Source organism: Frankia sp. CcI49, from assembly GCF_001983215.1.
Lineage (GTDB): Bacteria > Actinomycetota > Actinomycetes > Frankiales > Frankiaceae > Parafrankia > Parafrankia irregularis.
Genome location: NZ_MOWP01000008.1, coordinates 57,860 through 73,229, shown reverse-complemented (window position 1 = coordinate 73,229; position 15,370 = coordinate 57,860). Strand labels below are relative to the sequence as shown.

The window sequence follows — 15,370 nt, the reverse complement described above, 5'->3', positions numbered from 1 at the left end:
CCCGTCAGCCAGGTCCCGTCAGCCGGCCGCGGCCTGGGCTGCCGCGAGGTCCTTCGCGTCGATCCAGTCACTGAGGATGTCGCCGAACACGGTCGGGTCCTCGCCCCTGTTCCAGAAGGCCGTCGCGCTCTGCACCACCCGTGCGCCCGCGGCCAGGTAGTCGACAACGTCACGGCCGTTCTGGACGCCCGCCACACCGATGATGTCCATCCGCTCGGGCAGGAGCTGGCGGAGCTGTCGCACCTGGCCGAGCCCAACCGGCTTCAGCGCCGCACCGCTCAGCCCGGCGAGCCCGACATCGAGGACAGGACGCAGCCGATCGTCGAGGACCAGCGCGTTCGGGAAGGTGTTGATCGCCGTGACGAAGCTCGGCCCACCCGAGACGCCGGATCGGCGGGCGAGCAGCCCCGCCAGCTCGCCCAGCGCCTCCGGGTCGGAGAACGGCGAGAGCTTGACCCCGTAGGGCGGCGCCGGGCGTGACGCCGCGGCGAGAGCCGCCTCGACGGCCGCGCAGATCGCCTCGGTCTGCCCCGGGTCGAAACACGCGATCCGCTTCTGTTGCCCGCCATCCCAGACGTTGGGGCAGGCGAGGTTGAGCTCGATCAGGTCCGCTCCCGCGTCGGCGGCGACGCGGGCCAGGTCCGCGTATTCGTCGGCGGCGAAACCCGCCACGCTGACCACCAGCGGCTTGGCGTGGTTGTGCGCGGCGTCGACCATGGCCGGAAGCTGCTCGCGGTAGTAGGAGATGCCGCGGTTCGGCAGCCCGAGGGCGTTGAGGGATCCGCCGGGACCCGACCAGTAGACCTCGCCGCTGTTGCCAGCCCGAGCGTCCCGGGTGATCGATCCCACCACGACGGCGGAGGCCGCGCTGCGGGCGAGCGCCGTGACGTCCGCCAGCGTCTTGCAGGTACCGGCCGCGTTCATGATCGGATGCTCGAAGGCCACCCCCGCGACCACGAACTCGGCGGTCACCGGAGCCGCCGCCGGCTGTGTGTCCTGGCCCGCGGACGCGACGTCCCTGTCGTTTTCACCCATCTGACCAGCGTAACGACCCGCCAGGACGGCGCTGGCGAGGTCAGGTCACCCGCCGGTGCCCCACGCCCACCGGCACGGCCCCCACGACGGAGCCCGTCCCCACCACCTCTGCCGCCCCCAGCGCGGGCCCCGCCGCGACAACCTCGCCGGGAGCCGACACGACGCCCCGGACCTGTCGCCACAGCAGCGGCAGCACGGCCGCGACCGCGACCGCCGCGACGGCGGTGAGCAGGAACGGAAGGTGCACGTTCGCCGAGTACAGGGCGCCGGAGGTCAGCGCCGCGAACGCCGTGGCGGCGGTCTGCGTCGTGGTGAACAGGCCCTGCGCCCGCCCGGTACCCACACGCCCGGCCTCCTGGGCCAGCAGCGACTGGGCGGCCGGGAAGCTGACCGCCAGGGCGATCGCCTCGACGCAGCACACCAGCATGATCAGCCAGAAGGAGTCGATGAACGAGTAGCTGGCGACGGTGCAGGCCATCGCCAGCGTCGCGCCGGTCACGAGCCACCGGCGGTCGCTGTGGTCCGCGAGCCAGCCCGCGGGCAGCGCGCACACGATGTACGGCAGCGAGAAGAGGGTGAAGCTCAGCCCGATCATCTCTGTCGAGACGTCGCGGTCGGCCAGCAGGAGGCTCCAGCAGGTCTCGTAGGTTCCGACCGACAGCCCGTTCACCGCCGCCACCAGCAGCAGCCCGCCCACTCCGGCCCCGATCAGGGCGCGGAGTGACCCCGAGCGCGGCCCCGCCGCGGCAGCCGCGGCGGGGCTCGCGGGATTCGCGTGGCCCACGGGGGGCAGAGCGTCACCGCCGGCGGAGGCTCTCCCGTCCGGGCGGAGCAGGATGAGCACCGGCACGGCCGCGACCGCAGCGGCGACCGCCGCGCCGAGGAAGAGCAGGTCCATCTGCCGCTCACCGGCGAGGCCACCGAGCATCGGGCCGATCGCGGTACCGGCGATCTGGCCCGTGTAGACCGCGCTGACGGCACGCCCGGTCAGGTCCGCCGGCACGGTCGCCGCGACCGCGGTGAGAACGGCGACCTCGAACGCGCCGGCGCCGGCGCCCTGCAGCGCACGCACCACCGCGTCGCAGCCGAGGCCCGGGGAGACGATCAGACCGACGCTGCCCACCGCATACAGGACAAGGCCCCCCAGCAGCACCGGGCGATGCCCTCGGCTGGCCGTGAGCACTCCCGCCGGGTACTGCGACAGGAGCGAGCCGACGAAGAACGCCGCCATCACGACGCCGACGCCGCTGACGGAGACGTCGCGCTCCTCCAGGTAGAGCGGGAGCAGTGGCGCGATCGCGAAGGCTCCCAGCCACTGCAGCATCGTGGCGGTGGCCAGCGCCACGACCAGACGTCCCACGGATCCGTGGGTCAACGAGGCCTGCCCGGCCCCGTCGTCGACTACCAGGCCGGCCGGCATGCCGACCCGGCCGTCCCTCAATCTGCTCATCGCTCGCGTCCCCCGCCGTCCCCCGCCGGCCCGACACCCACGCCAGGCCCGGTGGACTCGGGCACCGGCCCGGACCTGGCGGGTGCCCGGGTCCCCGCCCGGCTCACCCCCACGACTACTACCGTCCGTCCAGACGGTCGGTCAACCCGCCGGGATCGTGATGAACACGCACGTCAAAGCGTCTTTGCTTGGTCGGTGGTGCACAATGGCGGTCGTGCCAGCCTCGGACCCGGCCGCCACTCGGCAGCGCCTGCTCGACGCGGCCTGGCGGGTCCTCACCCGCCACGGCGATCAGCCGCTGAGCCTCGACGCGGTGGCCCGCGAGGCCGAGGTCTCCAAGGGAGGCCTGCTCCACCACTTCCCCACCCGCGCGTCACTCATCGACGCCCTCTACGACCGGTGGAACGACGAGTTCGACGCGGAGGTGACCGGCCGCGCCGTTGTCGACGACCGGCCGGGGAGCTGGGTACGCGCCTATCTGGACGTCAGCACCGAGGGCAACGGCCAGCCGGGAGAGGCCGCCGCGGAGGTCGGCGTCCTCGCCGCGCTGATCGCCGACCCGAATCGCCTGCGCCAGTTCCGCGAACGCTACGACACCTGGCAGAGCCGGATCGTCGAGGACCGCATCGACCCGGCCCTGGCCACGCTGGTCCGCATGGCCGCCGACGGGATGTGGCTCGCCGACCTGCTGGGGCTGGCGCCGCCCACCGGCGATCTGCGCGGCCAGTTGCTCAGGATGCTGCGCGAACTCACGGTGCCGCCCGGCCAGCCGTCCGCGACGCCGCCGGTCTCCGAGGCTACCGGCGGCTGAGGCGGCTGACGGCTGGCAGCTGGCGGCTGGCCGCTGGCAGCCGAAGCCGCCCACGCGCAGAACTGCCCGCGGCTGAGATCGCCTCAGCCGCGGGCGGTCTCAGCCACCGCTGACCCGTAGCCGCGACATCGGTGCCTGTCGGATCAGGCCGCTCCCCCGCTGCCCCACGGCCCCACCGGCGGCCCCGCCGGGGGCATGGCCGGTGGCCCCGCGGGACGCGGCGCGGCTGCAGGTGCCTGCGCCGTGGGCCGGGTCACCTTGGGGTCGATACGGCGCAGGGTCGACGACGTCGCGGCCAGCGCGGCGGCAGCGAGCAGCACACCGATGGTGATGTCGAGCAGCCAGATCCCCGCGCTGTGCTCCCACAGCGCATCGGCCGGGTCGGACCGCAGCACCTCGTTGCCCAGCTTGGAGACCTCGTTCAGGTCATCCGTGGACGCGAGCGCCGCGAAGCCCCACCGGGCGGGTACGAACCAGGAGATCTGCTCCAGGCCCGCCCGGCCGGAGACCGAGACGAGGCCGCCGGACAGGACGAGCTGCCCCATGGTCACCAGAACCAGGACGGGCATCGTCTTGTCGGCGTTGTCGACGAGGGTCGACACCAGCAGACCGATCATCATCGACGCCACCGCGGCCACGATCACCGCGATCAGGCACTCCGCCAGCGGCGCCCCCAGCAGGGCTGCCTGCGCCGGAGCCCGCCCGAGCAGGCCGATCAACGTGAAGATCACACACTGCAGGGTGGTGATCACCGTCAGAACGATGATCTTCGAACCGAGATAGGCGGTCCGGGACAGCCCGATCGTCCGTTCTCGCCGGTAGATGTCGCGTTCCTTGACGATCTCGCGGACCGAGTTCGCCATCCCCATGAAGCAGGCACACAGCACCAGGACGACGAGCACCTTCATCGCGTCCGAATTGGGCCTGTCCGGCAGTGGATCGAGTCCGTCCGGCGCTGGGATGACCCGCGGGATGATCCCCAGCAGGAAGGGGAAGGCGAAGATCAGGCGCAGGTAGGAGCGGTCCGCCAGCACGACCTTCAGGTATCTGCGGGTCAGCGTCGCGAGCTGCGCGGACACCGGCTGCTGGCGCACGCTCGGCAGTGCCGTGGGCGCCTTGCGCACGGCCGGCGCGACGATCGCCGAGGGCACGAAGTACTCGGAGCCGCGGAAACGGGCCGCCATCTCGGCGCCGGGCGTGCGCTCCAGCTCCCGGAACACCGCCGCGAAGTCGCGGAAGTCCTCCTTGCCGAAGAAGCGCAGCGCCCCGTCGGCCGGGCCGAAGTAGGCGACGTGCCCACCCGGGGCCAGCACCAGGATGTAGTCGCAGAGATCCAGGAACAGCACGCTGTGCGTGACGACGATGACCGTGCGCCCGCCCTCGTCGGACGAGCCCGCGCCGCCGCCCTTGGCGAGGCCCTTCAGCGTCTCCATCACCGACTGGTCGTTCGCCGGGTCCAGACCCGAGGTGGGCTCGTCCAGGAACAGCAGCGACGGGCGGGTGAGCAGCTCCAGCGCCACCGACGTCCGCTTCTTCTGCCCGCCGGAGAGCCGGCTGACCGGGGTGTTCGCGTGCGCGGTGAGGCCGAGCTCGCCGATCACCTCCCCGACCCGCGTCCGGCGCTCCTCGGCGGTCGTGTCCGCCGGGAAGCGCAGCTCCGCGCCGTACTCGAGCGCCTCCCGCACCGTCAGCTGGGCGTGCAGCGGGTCGGCCTGCGGGACGTACCCGATGCGCCGGCGCAGCTCGTCGTACTCGGCGTACAGGTCACGGCCGGCGTAGCGGACCGAGCCGACGTCCGCCGGGCGGAAGCCGGTGAGTGCGTTGAGCAGGGTCGACTTGCCCGCACCGCTGGGGCCGACCACACCCAGCAGCGAACGCCCCGGCAGCCGGAACGTCATGTCGTGCATGAGCTGCTTCGTCCCGGCGAACACCGAGACGCCCTGCACCTCGAACGCGACGTCACCGGAGTCGACGTACTCGACCAGCGAGTCGCCTTCGAGCTGGTACAGGTGGTGACCGATGGCGATCACGTCGCGCTGGCCGACCGGCGCCCGCATCACCCGCTGGCCGTTGACGAAGGTGCCGTTGGCCGAGGCGAGATCGACGATCTCGACGCCGGCGGGACCGACCCGCAGCTCGGCATGGTTGCGCGAGGCGAGCAGGTCCGCGACGGCCACGTCGTTGCCACGGGAGCGCCCGAGCCGGATCGTGCCGGGCCGCAGCGGATGCACCCGCCGCGGCGCATGCACGATCGCGCTCTGCGACGTCGACGGATCCACCGGGAGCGACCCCGTGCGCGGGCCGGGAACCGGGATCCCTCCGGTTCCCGGCCCAGCGCCGGGAACCGGCGAAGGCCCGGAAGCCGGCGAGGCCCCGCGGGCGGGGGCTGACCAGCCAGGAGGCGCCGCGGGCGGAAGCTGCGGGCCCGCGGGAGCGGGCGGCAGGCCACCCGCCGCCGCGGCCTGGCCGGGGTACGGAACAGGTGCTGGCACCGGCCCCGGGCCCGAGGGCGGCGCCGGACGATGGGCCGGCCCGGCGCCCGGCCAGGCGGGGTTCACCGGCCCGGGCTGAGCCGCACCGGGTGAGCCCGGCGAACCGACGGGAGCAACCGGAGCCACCGGGCCCGCGGAGGCCTGCTGACCGGGCGCTACGGGACCCGGCTGACCCGGCTGACCCGGCGCCGCGGCGGCCGGGACCAGCACGATCTCGGGCCCGTCGGCCGCTCCGAGCCTGATCCGCACCTCATGCGCGCTCACGAAGAGATCGGCCGCGCGGCGGCCGTCCTGCCACAGGCCGTTGACGCTCAGATCCTGCACCCGCCAGCCGCCGGCGACCGGTTCGAGCATGAGATGACGGCGGGAGACCCGACCGTCGTTCACGACGACGTCCGAGGTACGACCACGACCCACCACGCACGGCGCGTCGCCCGCCAGCATCGTCCGACCTGCCGGGGTGATCACGCTCAGCGTGGTCCGGTCCACCGGTTGCTCCCTTGCCCGCCACGAATGTTCCGCCTACTTGATCACACCGATTCTCTACCCAACCCCGACTTGTCTGGAAGGTGACCGGGCACGAAACCCACCACCGGAACCAGGGCCCACCACCGGAACCAGGGCGGTCGGCCGGCTCGACTGCCACATCTCGCCGAGGTCCACCGCACGAAGGATGTCAGAGTCTGCGGTAACGGGCCTCGATGAACGAGTAGGCGCCGAACAGGGCAAGCCCCGCCGCGCAGCAGGCGAGCAACACCTGGCCGTAGGCCTGGTCGGCGATCGACCGGAGTGTGCCGTCGAAGCCCTTCGCCTCGCCGGGGTCGAAATCGACAGCGGCCTTCACGACGAACACTCCGGCGAGCCCGAACACGACGCCGCGCGCGAGGTAGCCGACCTGCCCRATGCGCCGGGCGGCGCGCAGCAGCGCGGGCCGCATCCGCGCTCGCATCAGCTTCTCCTCGAACCTGGTGGTCACTCCTTTGGCGAGCATGCCGACGCCGACGCCGACGACCACGAGGCCGATGGCTCCCACCAGCCATCGCCCGCCGCTGTGGGCCATGACCCGTGCCGTGTACGGGGCGGGCTCCCCGGAGCTGGAGCTGGCCCCGTCCGAAGCGAGAAACGTGATGGTGCTGCCGGTGATGACCAGATAGATCGCGCCCCTGATGACGGACACAACCCGCTTCACGGCCCGCTTCTTCGTGTCGGCCTCCTCGCGATGCCCGACCGCACCCTCCAGCAGCCGCCACAGCGCGTAGCCGGCGAATCCCACCGCGATCAGGACGAGCAGACCGGTTCCGAAGGGCTTGTCCGCTATCTCGCGCAGCGCCCCCTGCCGGTTCGCCCGCTCATCGGGGTTCCCGCGGGCGATCTGGATCGCGAGAACCCCGATGAGCAGGTAGACCACACCGCGGGCCGCGAAGCCCAGCCGAGCGGTGAGGTCCGTCGCCCGGCTGTGCCGGGTACGGTGCGCCGCGCTCTCGCCCGCGGATACCACCTGGCGCCCCGCCTGCGTGACGCTGTGTACGGACACGATCGCCTCCCGACGGTACGGTTCGGTTCCGGGCACAACGCCCGTACGCCGCATGCCCGGCGGGAAGGCCACAAAACAGCAACAGGACCATGGCGATCACCTCATGGGACAGTCACGACGTCCGAGCCGCGGAACTGCAGGCGGGGACCAGCGCCGCGGTCAGCCGGAGTGCGGGCCGGGCGCGAGACCGGCACGCAGGACCAGGCGCTCAGCCCTGCGACGTCAGATAGCGCAGGAGGACGACGTCACCGAGCTGGCTGACCTCGGCGAGCGCAAGCCGGTGCGCCGCGTCGAACGGAAAGCTGCCCGGGCCGACGAACGTCGGGGCGCCCGCCTCGCCGACGAAGAACGGTGCCACCACCAGGTGGAGCTCGTCCACCAGGCCAGCGGTGAGAAACGCGGTGTGGATCGTGGTGCCCCCCTCGACCAGCAGCCGCCGAACCCCGCGGCCGGTCAGGTCCCGCAGGAGGCTCGCCAGCGGAGGCTCAGGGAGATCGACCACCGTCGCCACCGCCGCCAGGGGCGAGGCCGCGGCGCAGCCGGACGCAGCGGCCGCACCGGCCGCACCGGCCGCACCGGACGCGCCGGACGCGCCGGCGGCCGCCCGGTAGACGACCCTGTCCGCACCGTCGTGGAAGATGCGGGCCGCCGGGTCGAGGTCGCCTTCGTGGGTCAGGACAGCCCGCAGTGGCGTCGGCGGACGCCCCGCCGCGGTCCGCGCGTCGCGCCGGCGCTGCGAACGGACGGCGAGCCCGGGGTCGTCGCGCCGCACGGTGCCTGCGCCGACCAGGATCGCGTCGCATCCGGCCCGGACCTCGTCCACCCGGTCGAGATCCGCGGGGCTCGACAGGATCAGCCGGCTCGGCGAGCAGTCGTCGATCCGGCCGTCCAGCGACATCGCGCAGCTCAGCACCACGTAGGGACGGGCCGGCACGCCCAGGGCGCTAGTCGTCCCCACGGTCATCGCCGACCGGATCGTCGCCGTCGACCGACGTGCCGCCGCCGGCACCCGCACCGCCGCCGGTACCCGTGCCGCCGACCGCACCGCCGCAGCGGTCGGCGACCCAGTCCGCGAGCTGGGCGCGCGGGCTGAGCACAGTGGGATCGTCCGCGACGCGGCCGGCGAGGCTGCGGATGTTCTCCTCGGGCGCGAGATCCCGGACGACGAGTGCGACGAGGCGCGCCGCGTCCGGGTTCTGCTCGATCTCGYTGGGCTCGACCCTGATCTGGGAGCACAGCACGGTGGCCCCGGCCGACCTGGTCTCCTCCGAGACCTGGTCGCAGCCGACGAGCCCGGCCGCGCCGGCGGCGACCGCGATGGCCATGCCCAGACCCGACCTGCCCGGGAGCAGGCTCCTGTGAGGAGCCGAAATCCGCATCATGACGTCGAGGATGTCACGATGCGGTCCAGGCGTGGATCTGTCGCAGGTGAGGACTACCGTCTGACAGTGTGCGGATCGCGACCTGGAACATCAACTCGGCCAAGGCCCGGCAGTCCCGCCTGATCGAATGGCTCGACCGTGCGAGTCCCGACGTGGTGTGCCTGCAGGAGACCAAGCTCGCGGACGACGCCTTCCTGGAGCTGTTCGACGAGGATCTCTTCCGCCGTGGCTATCGGGTGGCCCACCACGGCGACGGGCGTTGGAACGGGGTGGCGATCCTGTCCCGGGCGGGGCTGGACGACGTTCAGCGCGGGCTCCCGGGCGATCCGGGCTTCCCGAAGCCCGAGCCCCGGGCGATCGCCGCGACCTGCGGAGGCATTCGGGTCTGGTCGCTGTACGTGCCGAACGGCCGCACGGTCGACGACCCCCACTACGCCTACAAGCTGGCCTGGCTGGCCGCGTTGCGCGACGTGGTCGGCGAGCTCGCTCCGGCGGGGCCGGTGATGACACTGGGCGACTTCAACATCGCGCCGACCGATGCCGACGTGTGGGACATCGCCGCCTTCGAGGGCGCGACGCATGTGACCGAGGCCGAGCGTGCCGCGCTCGGCGAGCTGCACGGCGCCGGCCTGGTCGATCTGATGCGCGCGAGATGGCCGGAGGAGACTGTCTACACGTACTGGGACTACCGCCAGCTCTGCTTCCCCAAGAACTACGGGATGCGCATCGACCTGGCACTGGCGACGGCGGATGTGGCCGGCCGCACCCGCGCGGTGTGGGTCGACCGGGCGGCCCGCAAGGGCACCGGCACCAGCGACCACGCCCCGGTCGTCGTCGACCTGGACGAGGCGCCCGACGGCGACGTCGGGCCCATGGTCCCGCCGCCCTCGGCACGAGGGTCGTCCTCCCGCGGCTCGTCATCCCGCGCGGGAGGCGCCCAGCGCCCGGGTGCGTCCTGACAAGGTCGTTCCCGTCACATCCCGGGCAGACGACCGCCGGCGACCGCGACCGGCGGTTGACCGGCAGAACCGATCGGAACCTGAGCACGCCAGAACCCGCACCGACGCCGAGCAAGGCCTAAGGATCCTGGTCGTTCTGGAGTCGTTCTGGAGCCTGGCACAGACCGGCGCCGATCAAGGCCGTCAGTCGGTGGACGGGGAGGTTCGCGCTCCATGAACGGCGGCCGGGCCTCCGGGCGGCCCGGCGGCCCGGTTTGGCAAGTCGCAAGAGTGAACGATTCTGGTCGTTCCGACGACCAAGATTCTTCTTTCTTGCGGGCCGCCAGGCGCATCTGCGCCCCCGTTGCCCCTGTTGAGCGAATTGCCGGTGCTACCAAGCGGCGCGATCATCTCGGGTGGCCGTGCAGGGTTCGCACTCCGCCAGCATGGCTCCGCCAAGCCCATGCTGGGAGCCCGGATACGCCGCATCACAGGATTCCGCTACGAGCTCTCCGGCAGCCAGCACCCTCAACGTGTCGACCCCCGCCTGCGAGGCAGGCGGGGGTCGGTAGGACCGACACGGCACTCGCGCAGGGGTGCGTCGCCCGGCCGGCCGGAGGCACCGGCCGGCCGGGCACGCTCACGGACCGGTCAGGAAGCGGCGTGCTCGTCGCCGTGCGCGGCCTCGGCGCCCGCTCCAGCGTCGTCCCGCAGGGTCGGGAGCGCCCCGACCACCGCCGCCGCGGCCACCGGGATCCGGGTGCTGCGCGGCGCGGCCGCCGCGCCGGCGAGCCGGACGGTCAGCACACCGCGGTCGTAACGCGCGCTGATCGCTGTCGCGTCCACGTTCTCCGGCAGCGCGAACTCGCGACGGAACGAGCCGTGCCAGCGCTCCCGGTGAACCCGACCGTTCGCGGTCTCCTCCTCCTCGGAGGAACGCTCACCGCGGACGACCAGCGCCCCGCGGTCGATCTCCACCATCACGTCCTTCTCGACGTCGACGCCCGGCAGCTCCAGGTTGATCAGAACATCGTCTCCGTCAACCAGGACGTCGGCCGACGGCACGACGTTCTGCGGCCGGGCAACGACGCCCTGCGGCCGGGGCACGGCGCGCAGCGGACGGACAGCACGGTCCCGCGAGCCCCAGGAGCGCCGGACGATCTCGTTGAACTCACGGTCCATGCGCTCGAACGCGGCAAACGGGTCCCACAGGTAGGTGCTCATTGTCGTGTGACTCCCCTCCGGGCGGGACCTCTGGCGAAGCCTCGCGTTGTCAGGCCTTCCGGCCCGCCCTGACACGTTCCTGAGTCTAGGTGGCTCAACCTTACGAACGCAAGTGCGCTCAGGAACCTGCATATCGATGGTGACGGAAACCATCCCACCATTCGCTCTGTCCTGTCGAACGTTGGTCCTCCGACCGGAATCCCCGATCCGAGCGCAAACTTCGGGACCGCACCCGACCGGCGCACCCACCCCCGCCTGCGCGCTGCGCCTGCGCGCCCGCGACAGCGCCGGCGTCACGGGGGCCCGGCTTCCGTGACGCCGGAGCGGGCACACCGCGGTCAACGGCGTTACGGCGTGGACGGGCGGCAAACCTCACGGGCCGGTGAGAAAAGCCACGTAGGGCGATCCGGCCGGTCGCGGCGGGCCCCGCCGCCGGGTACGCGAACGGCCCCAGAACCCGTCATACGCTGGGGTTCTGGGGCCGTCGACACCGCCTGGAAGGGCTCCCGCCGGAGAAGTGGGCGCCGCCCCGAAGGTGCTAGCGCGGATCCGTCGCGTAGTTCACCGTGACGTCGGTGAAGCCGAGCGCGCCGAGCAGGCCACGGAGCATGGCCGTCGTGTTCGTCTTCGCGAGCTCGAGCACCTGACCGTCAGTCTGAGCCGCCTCACCGATCTTCGTCGAGGCGACCTTGTAGAGCTCCGAGTCGTTGCTCTGGCCGCCGAAGAGGCCACCGACCCGGTCGAGCGCACCGCGCTGGCGGGCCACCACGTAGCTCTTGTCGAGATCGAGGTGTGGCTCCGACAGTGTGGGCGCGGGCAGGCTGATGGTCACGGACCGCCGGTCCGCGGAGACGACGACGGCGTCCTCACCAAGCGCGCCGAAGTCGACGACGGCGTCGACACTGCCGACTCCGACGAACAGGGTGCGTTCACCGCGCAGCGCCGACGGGATCCAGCGGCTGTCGTCCTCGAGGTCGACCACGACCTCCAGGTGGGCGCTCCCGGCGTGGTACTCGCTGAGGTCCTCGAGCGACCGCARCACCGCCGGTGAGCTGCGGTCGATGGTGCGCTCCGCGAAGGGGTTGGGGATCGAGGGCCGCCAGCCGGTGACAGCGGCGGCTCCCGCCAGCACGAGCACGGCCAGCACGACGTAGGCGATCAGACGTACGGGGCTGAACCGGAACCGCGGCCGCCGTGGACCACGCAGGCGCCGCGTGGCTCCACGTTCCTCCCGCGAGCCGGAACCACCCTCGTCGGGGGCGGCTGTTCCCTGCAGGAGGGAACCGGACTCATCAGTCATGGTGGGACATGTACCCGGCGAAGATCTCGTAACGCCTCAACACCACGATCGCTCAACCGACAGTGCGAAATGACCGTTCTGCCCTACTTAGTCCCCCGGCGGCGCGGAGGCGGAGACGCCGGCGGAGGTTTGCGGCGCCCCAGACCGTCCGCTCACCGTCCCCGGGCCGGCTCAGCGGGTGGTGCGGGCGATGACGATCGCTGTGCGGTCATCGCCCGGACGTCCCGGAGCATGCCTGCGCACGACCTCGAAGACGTCGTCCAACAGCTCGGCCGGGCCGCGGTCCGCGAGCCGCAGCAACTCGGCGACCAGCCTGTCCAGACCGAACTGGTGGTTCGCGCCGTCGCGGGCCTCCACCAGGCCGTCGGTGTAGACGAAAAGGACGTCGCCGGGCTCCAGCCACAGGGTCTCGGTGCGCCACGCGCCGCCCGAGGCGACCAGGCTCGACATCATGGGGCCGGTCGCACCGAGGCGGGTCACCTCGGCACGGCTGCGGAGCTCCGGAAGGCGCTCCGCACCCATGCCCACACCGTCACCATTGGCCACCCCGGCTGCCGCGGGCGCCTTGGTGCCGGTCCCGGCGGCCTGGGTGCCCGGCGACGGCCCGCTCTTCCCTCCGTCTTCGCCTGCCACGCTCACGGCGCCGCCGGCCGCGGGTACGGGTGCGGGTTTCTGATCGCCTCCGGTCGACCCGGTCTCGTTCCCGGGCCGCCGCTCCCCCGGCCGCGCGATGGGCCCCGACTCGAGCCCGGTCGCCGCTGCCTTCGGACCATCCGGGACTCTCGTCCGGCGCAGCAGCAGCGCGTCCGGATGGCCCGCGTTCGCGATCCGGACCTCCCCGGTCGCGGGGTCCACCACCGCGACGATCGCGGTGGCGAACATCTCGTCGGTCTCCCCGAGGCTGTTCACGACCCATTCGATCGCCGGACCGGGATCGGCGCCCCGGGCGAGCGCGGCGTCGAGCAGCTGCTTGAGACGCAACGCGAAGACACCGGCCACCGCGCCATGGCCGGAGACGTCGCCGACGACGATCCCGAGCCGGCCGTCGGCGAGCTCGAAGGAGTCGTACCAGTCACCGGCGAGCTCGCCACGGGCGGGATCGACCCGCCCCCGCAGCAGCAGCCCGGGCGCGTGCAGGACCGACGGGGTGAGGGCATCCCGCAGCGCGATCACCGCCGGACCCTCCTGCGCCAGTGCCTCCCACGAACGCTCGTTCTGCCGCACCAGCTGGACGAGCTGCGCGCGCATGGCGTCGATGTTGCCCGCGAGCTCCACGATCTCCGACGGCCCGACCTCCGGGATCCGCGTGTCGTAGCGGCCGGCGGCGACGGCGTTCACCGCCCGGCGCAGCGCGTCGATGGGCCGCAACAGCCACCTGCGCAGCACATTGAGCACGGTGAGGACGACGCCGAGAATGACGATCGCGGCGGTCCCCAGCGAGCTGAGAAGCAGCACGGCGGAGCTCTCCACCCGCCCGGACGCCGCCGTCTGCTCGGTGTCGATCGCCGTACCGAGGTTCGCCACGCTGGTCTGCAGCTCGCTGAACCGCACCCGGCCGCTGACCGTCTCGATCTCCCGAGCGCGCTGGAGGTCGCCCGCCTTCGTCGCGGCGACCTCGGGCTCGGCGACCTCGCTGCGCCAGGCCTGGTAGGCCGACTCGACGGCGACGGTTCCCTCGATCAGGTCCGGAAAGTCCGCCAGCAGCAGCTGCAGGCGGTTCATCTGGCGGGGGATGGTGAGGTCAGCCCGGGTGTATCGCTCGAGCAGGGACTCCTGCCCGGTGATCACGTACCCGCGGACCGCGCTCTCCTGGGCGACGAAGTCAGCGAGCAGAAGAGCGGTGGTCGTCGCCGCTGGGTCGAGGCGCTCCCCCCGCTCGGCCGCGGCGTCACTGGCCCGCAGCGCGGCGAAGACCGCGAGTGAGAGCATGACGACGACGGCGACCGTGGAGATCACGACGAGCACACGGATACCGCTCCGCAGACTCGCCGACCCAGCCACTCGTCTCCTTCCGGTCGCGCGCCCGCGCCTCACGGCGTTCGGTGAACGACCCATCGCCCCACGAACGACGACCGTCACCCCGCAACCGCCGGCAGACGATCACGACGTATGCTCCTGGCGGGCACTGGGCGTCCAACGGACACGTGGCCCTCCCTGGGCATTGTCGTCCAGGTGCGATGGCGCCCATTCAGGGGCTGGGTGCGCGGCCCTCAGTCCGGGGGCGAGCTCAGTCCGGGGGCGAGCTCAGTCCGGGGGCGAGGCGGAAGCGGCCGGCGGCTGGGCGCGCGCGGCCGATGGCTGCGTGGCGGTGACCGATGGCCGCGTCGCAGCGGCCGACGGTCGGGTGGCCGCTGCCGGTTGCCGGGCGAAGGTGGCCGGCACCGGCTGTGGGGCGGCCTGTGGGGCGGCGTCCCGGTGTTCTGACCACGGCCGTACCCGCGGAGGACGTGGACCGCTGCGGTAGGTGTGGAGCCGGAAACCCCATCCGATGAGGACGGCCAGCGCCGCACCGAGAACGGGCCCGCCGAGCTCCCTCCGGATCGGATGCGTGGTAAGCCCGCCGTCCCCCAGCAACGCCCGCCCCACCGCGGCCCCCACCAGCGCCCCGAGAATCCCGAGGACGGCCACCGTCCGCAATGCAAGCGGCCGGGAGCCCGGGAGAACCGCGCGAGCCGCGACGGAGACCGGTAGCCCCACCGCGATCGAGGTCAGCACGAACCAGAGCATCGACCGCCCCCCACCGACAAGAACTCCACTACGGAGCGTGACCCATCGCGGGCCAAGGTCGCGCTGAGATACCCGGCGACGCTGCCCGAAAACCAGCCGCCGCGCAGCCGCCCGACGATGCACAGCCGATCCGGTGTGCTGTCACGCGCTGACACCATGCCTGGCCGCCGGCAAACAAAGCGCTGACGAAAAGTCACCGGAACCGATCCGTCGAAACCGACCGCCAAACCTGTTTTCCCAGGGTTTGACCGCCCGCTTCCCGCGACTATGTCCGGGTTCGCACGGGAAATGACGTGACGCAGGTCAAACCCGTCACAGGCTCAACAGGACACCGCCTGGAACGTTCGGCTACCGTGCGTTCGTTCGACGATTCGAGAATGGAAAGCAGCGCCCCACCTATTCGTTGGAAGACGCCTTCGCGTTCCACCTTCCATCGGCCCACAGTGCGGGCGCACCGCCACGCCCCGCCCGGGCACC

Annotated in this window: 12 protein-coding genes; 2 read left to right on the top strand and 10 right to left on the bottom strand. The window is 72.3% G+C overall.

The annotated features are described in order from the left end of the window. Positions 1-18: 18 nt before the first annotated feature. Positions 19-1,035, bottom strand: a complete 1,017-nt coding sequence (locus tag CcI49_RS07850; protein ID WP_076825393.1) for a dihydroorotate dehydrogenase — start codon at positions 1,033-1,035, stop codon at positions 19-21. Positions 1,036-1,075: 40 nt separating this feature from the next. Then, positions 1,076-2,485 carry an MFS transporter gene (locus CcI49_RS07845; protein WP_076825391.1) on the bottom strand — a complete coding sequence of 470 codons (1,410 nt, stop codon included), beginning with the start codon at positions 2,483-2,485 and terminating at the stop codon, positions 1,076-1,078. A gap of 205 nt (positions 2,486-2,690) precedes the next feature. On the opposite strand from CcI49_RS07845, the gene CcI49_RS07840 reads away from it, so the two are divergent. Beyond that, positions 2,691-3,296: a TetR/AcrR family transcriptional regulator gene (locus CcI49_RS07840; protein WP_054566901.1), complete on the top strand. Its 606-nt coding sequence runs from the start codon at positions 2,691-2,693 to the stop codon at positions 3,294-3,296. 143 nt (positions 3,297-3,439) lie between these two features. Here CcI49_RS07840 and CcI49_RS07835 read toward each other — a convergent pair whose 3' ends face one another. The 4 genes from CcI49_RS07835 to CcI49_RS07820 form a co-directional block, all read right to left on the bottom strand. Beyond that, complete coding sequence (locus CcI49_RS07835; RefSeq protein ID WP_076825389.1) at positions 3,440-6,277, bottom strand: ATP-binding cassette domain-containing protein; 2,838 nt, start codon at positions 6,275-6,277, stop codon at positions 3,440-3,442. A gap of 187 nt (positions 6,278-6,464) precedes the next feature. Next, positions 6,465-7,322: a DUF1206 domain-containing protein gene (locus CcI49_RS07830; protein ID WP_076825571.1), complete on the bottom strand. Its 858-nt coding sequence runs from the start codon at positions 7,320-7,322 to the stop codon at positions 6,465-6,467. Between the two features lie 208 nt (positions 7,323-7,530). Next, complete coding sequence (locus CcI49_RS07825) at positions 7,531-8,256, bottom strand: dihydrofolate reductase family protein (RefSeq protein WP_116437359.1); 726 nt, start codon at positions 8,254-8,256, stop codon at positions 7,531-7,533. Between the two features lie 10 nt (positions 8,257-8,266). Continuing rightward, on the bottom strand, positions 8,267-8,647 hold the full coding sequence (locus CcI49_RS07820; RefSeq protein ID WP_241839954.1) for a hypothetical protein: 381 nt from the start codon (positions 8,645-8,647) through the stop codon (positions 8,267-8,269). Between the two features lie 125 nt (positions 8,648-8,772). Here CcI49_RS07820 and CcI49_RS07815 point away from each other — a divergent pair, with 125 nt between their 5' ends. Then, the gene (locus CcI49_RS07815; RefSeq protein ID WP_054566897.1) at positions 8,773-9,663 is read left to right on the top strand and encodes an exodeoxyribonuclease III; all 891 of its coding nucleotides are present in this window, start codon (positions 8,773-8,775) and stop codon (positions 9,661-9,663) included. Positions 9,664-10,293: 630 nt separating this feature from the next. Here CcI49_RS07815 and CcI49_RS07810 read toward each other — a convergent pair. The 4 genes from CcI49_RS07810 to CcI49_RS42475 all read right to left on the bottom strand — a co-directional run bounded on the left by CcI49_RS07810 (position 10,294) and on the right by CcI49_RS42475 (position 14,893). After that, the gene (locus CcI49_RS07810) at positions 10,294-10,866 is read right to left on the bottom strand and encodes an Hsp20/alpha crystallin family protein (protein ID WP_076825381.1); all 573 of its coding nucleotides are present in this window, start codon (positions 10,864-10,866) and stop codon (positions 10,294-10,296) included. 538 nt (positions 10,867-11,404) lie between these two features. Beyond that, the gene (locus CcI49_RS07805) at positions 11,405-12,166 is read right to left on the bottom strand and encodes a DUF4230 domain-containing protein (RefSeq protein ID WP_054566895.1); all 762 of its coding nucleotides are present in this window, start codon (positions 12,164-12,166) and stop codon (positions 11,405-11,407) included. Positions 12,167-12,337: 171 nt separating this feature from the next. Beyond that, positions 12,338-14,167 carry a SpoIIE family protein phosphatase gene (locus CcI49_RS07800; protein ID WP_076825379.1) on the bottom strand — a complete coding sequence of 610 codons (1,830 nt, stop codon included), beginning with the start codon at positions 14,165-14,167 and terminating at the stop codon, positions 12,338-12,340. Between the two features lie 243 nt (positions 14,168-14,410). Beyond that, positions 14,411-14,893, bottom strand: a complete 483-nt coding sequence (locus tag CcI49_RS42475) for a hypothetical protein (protein WP_063793093.1) — start codon at positions 14,891-14,893, stop codon at positions 14,411-14,413. Positions 14,894-15,370: the final 477 nt, after the last annotated feature.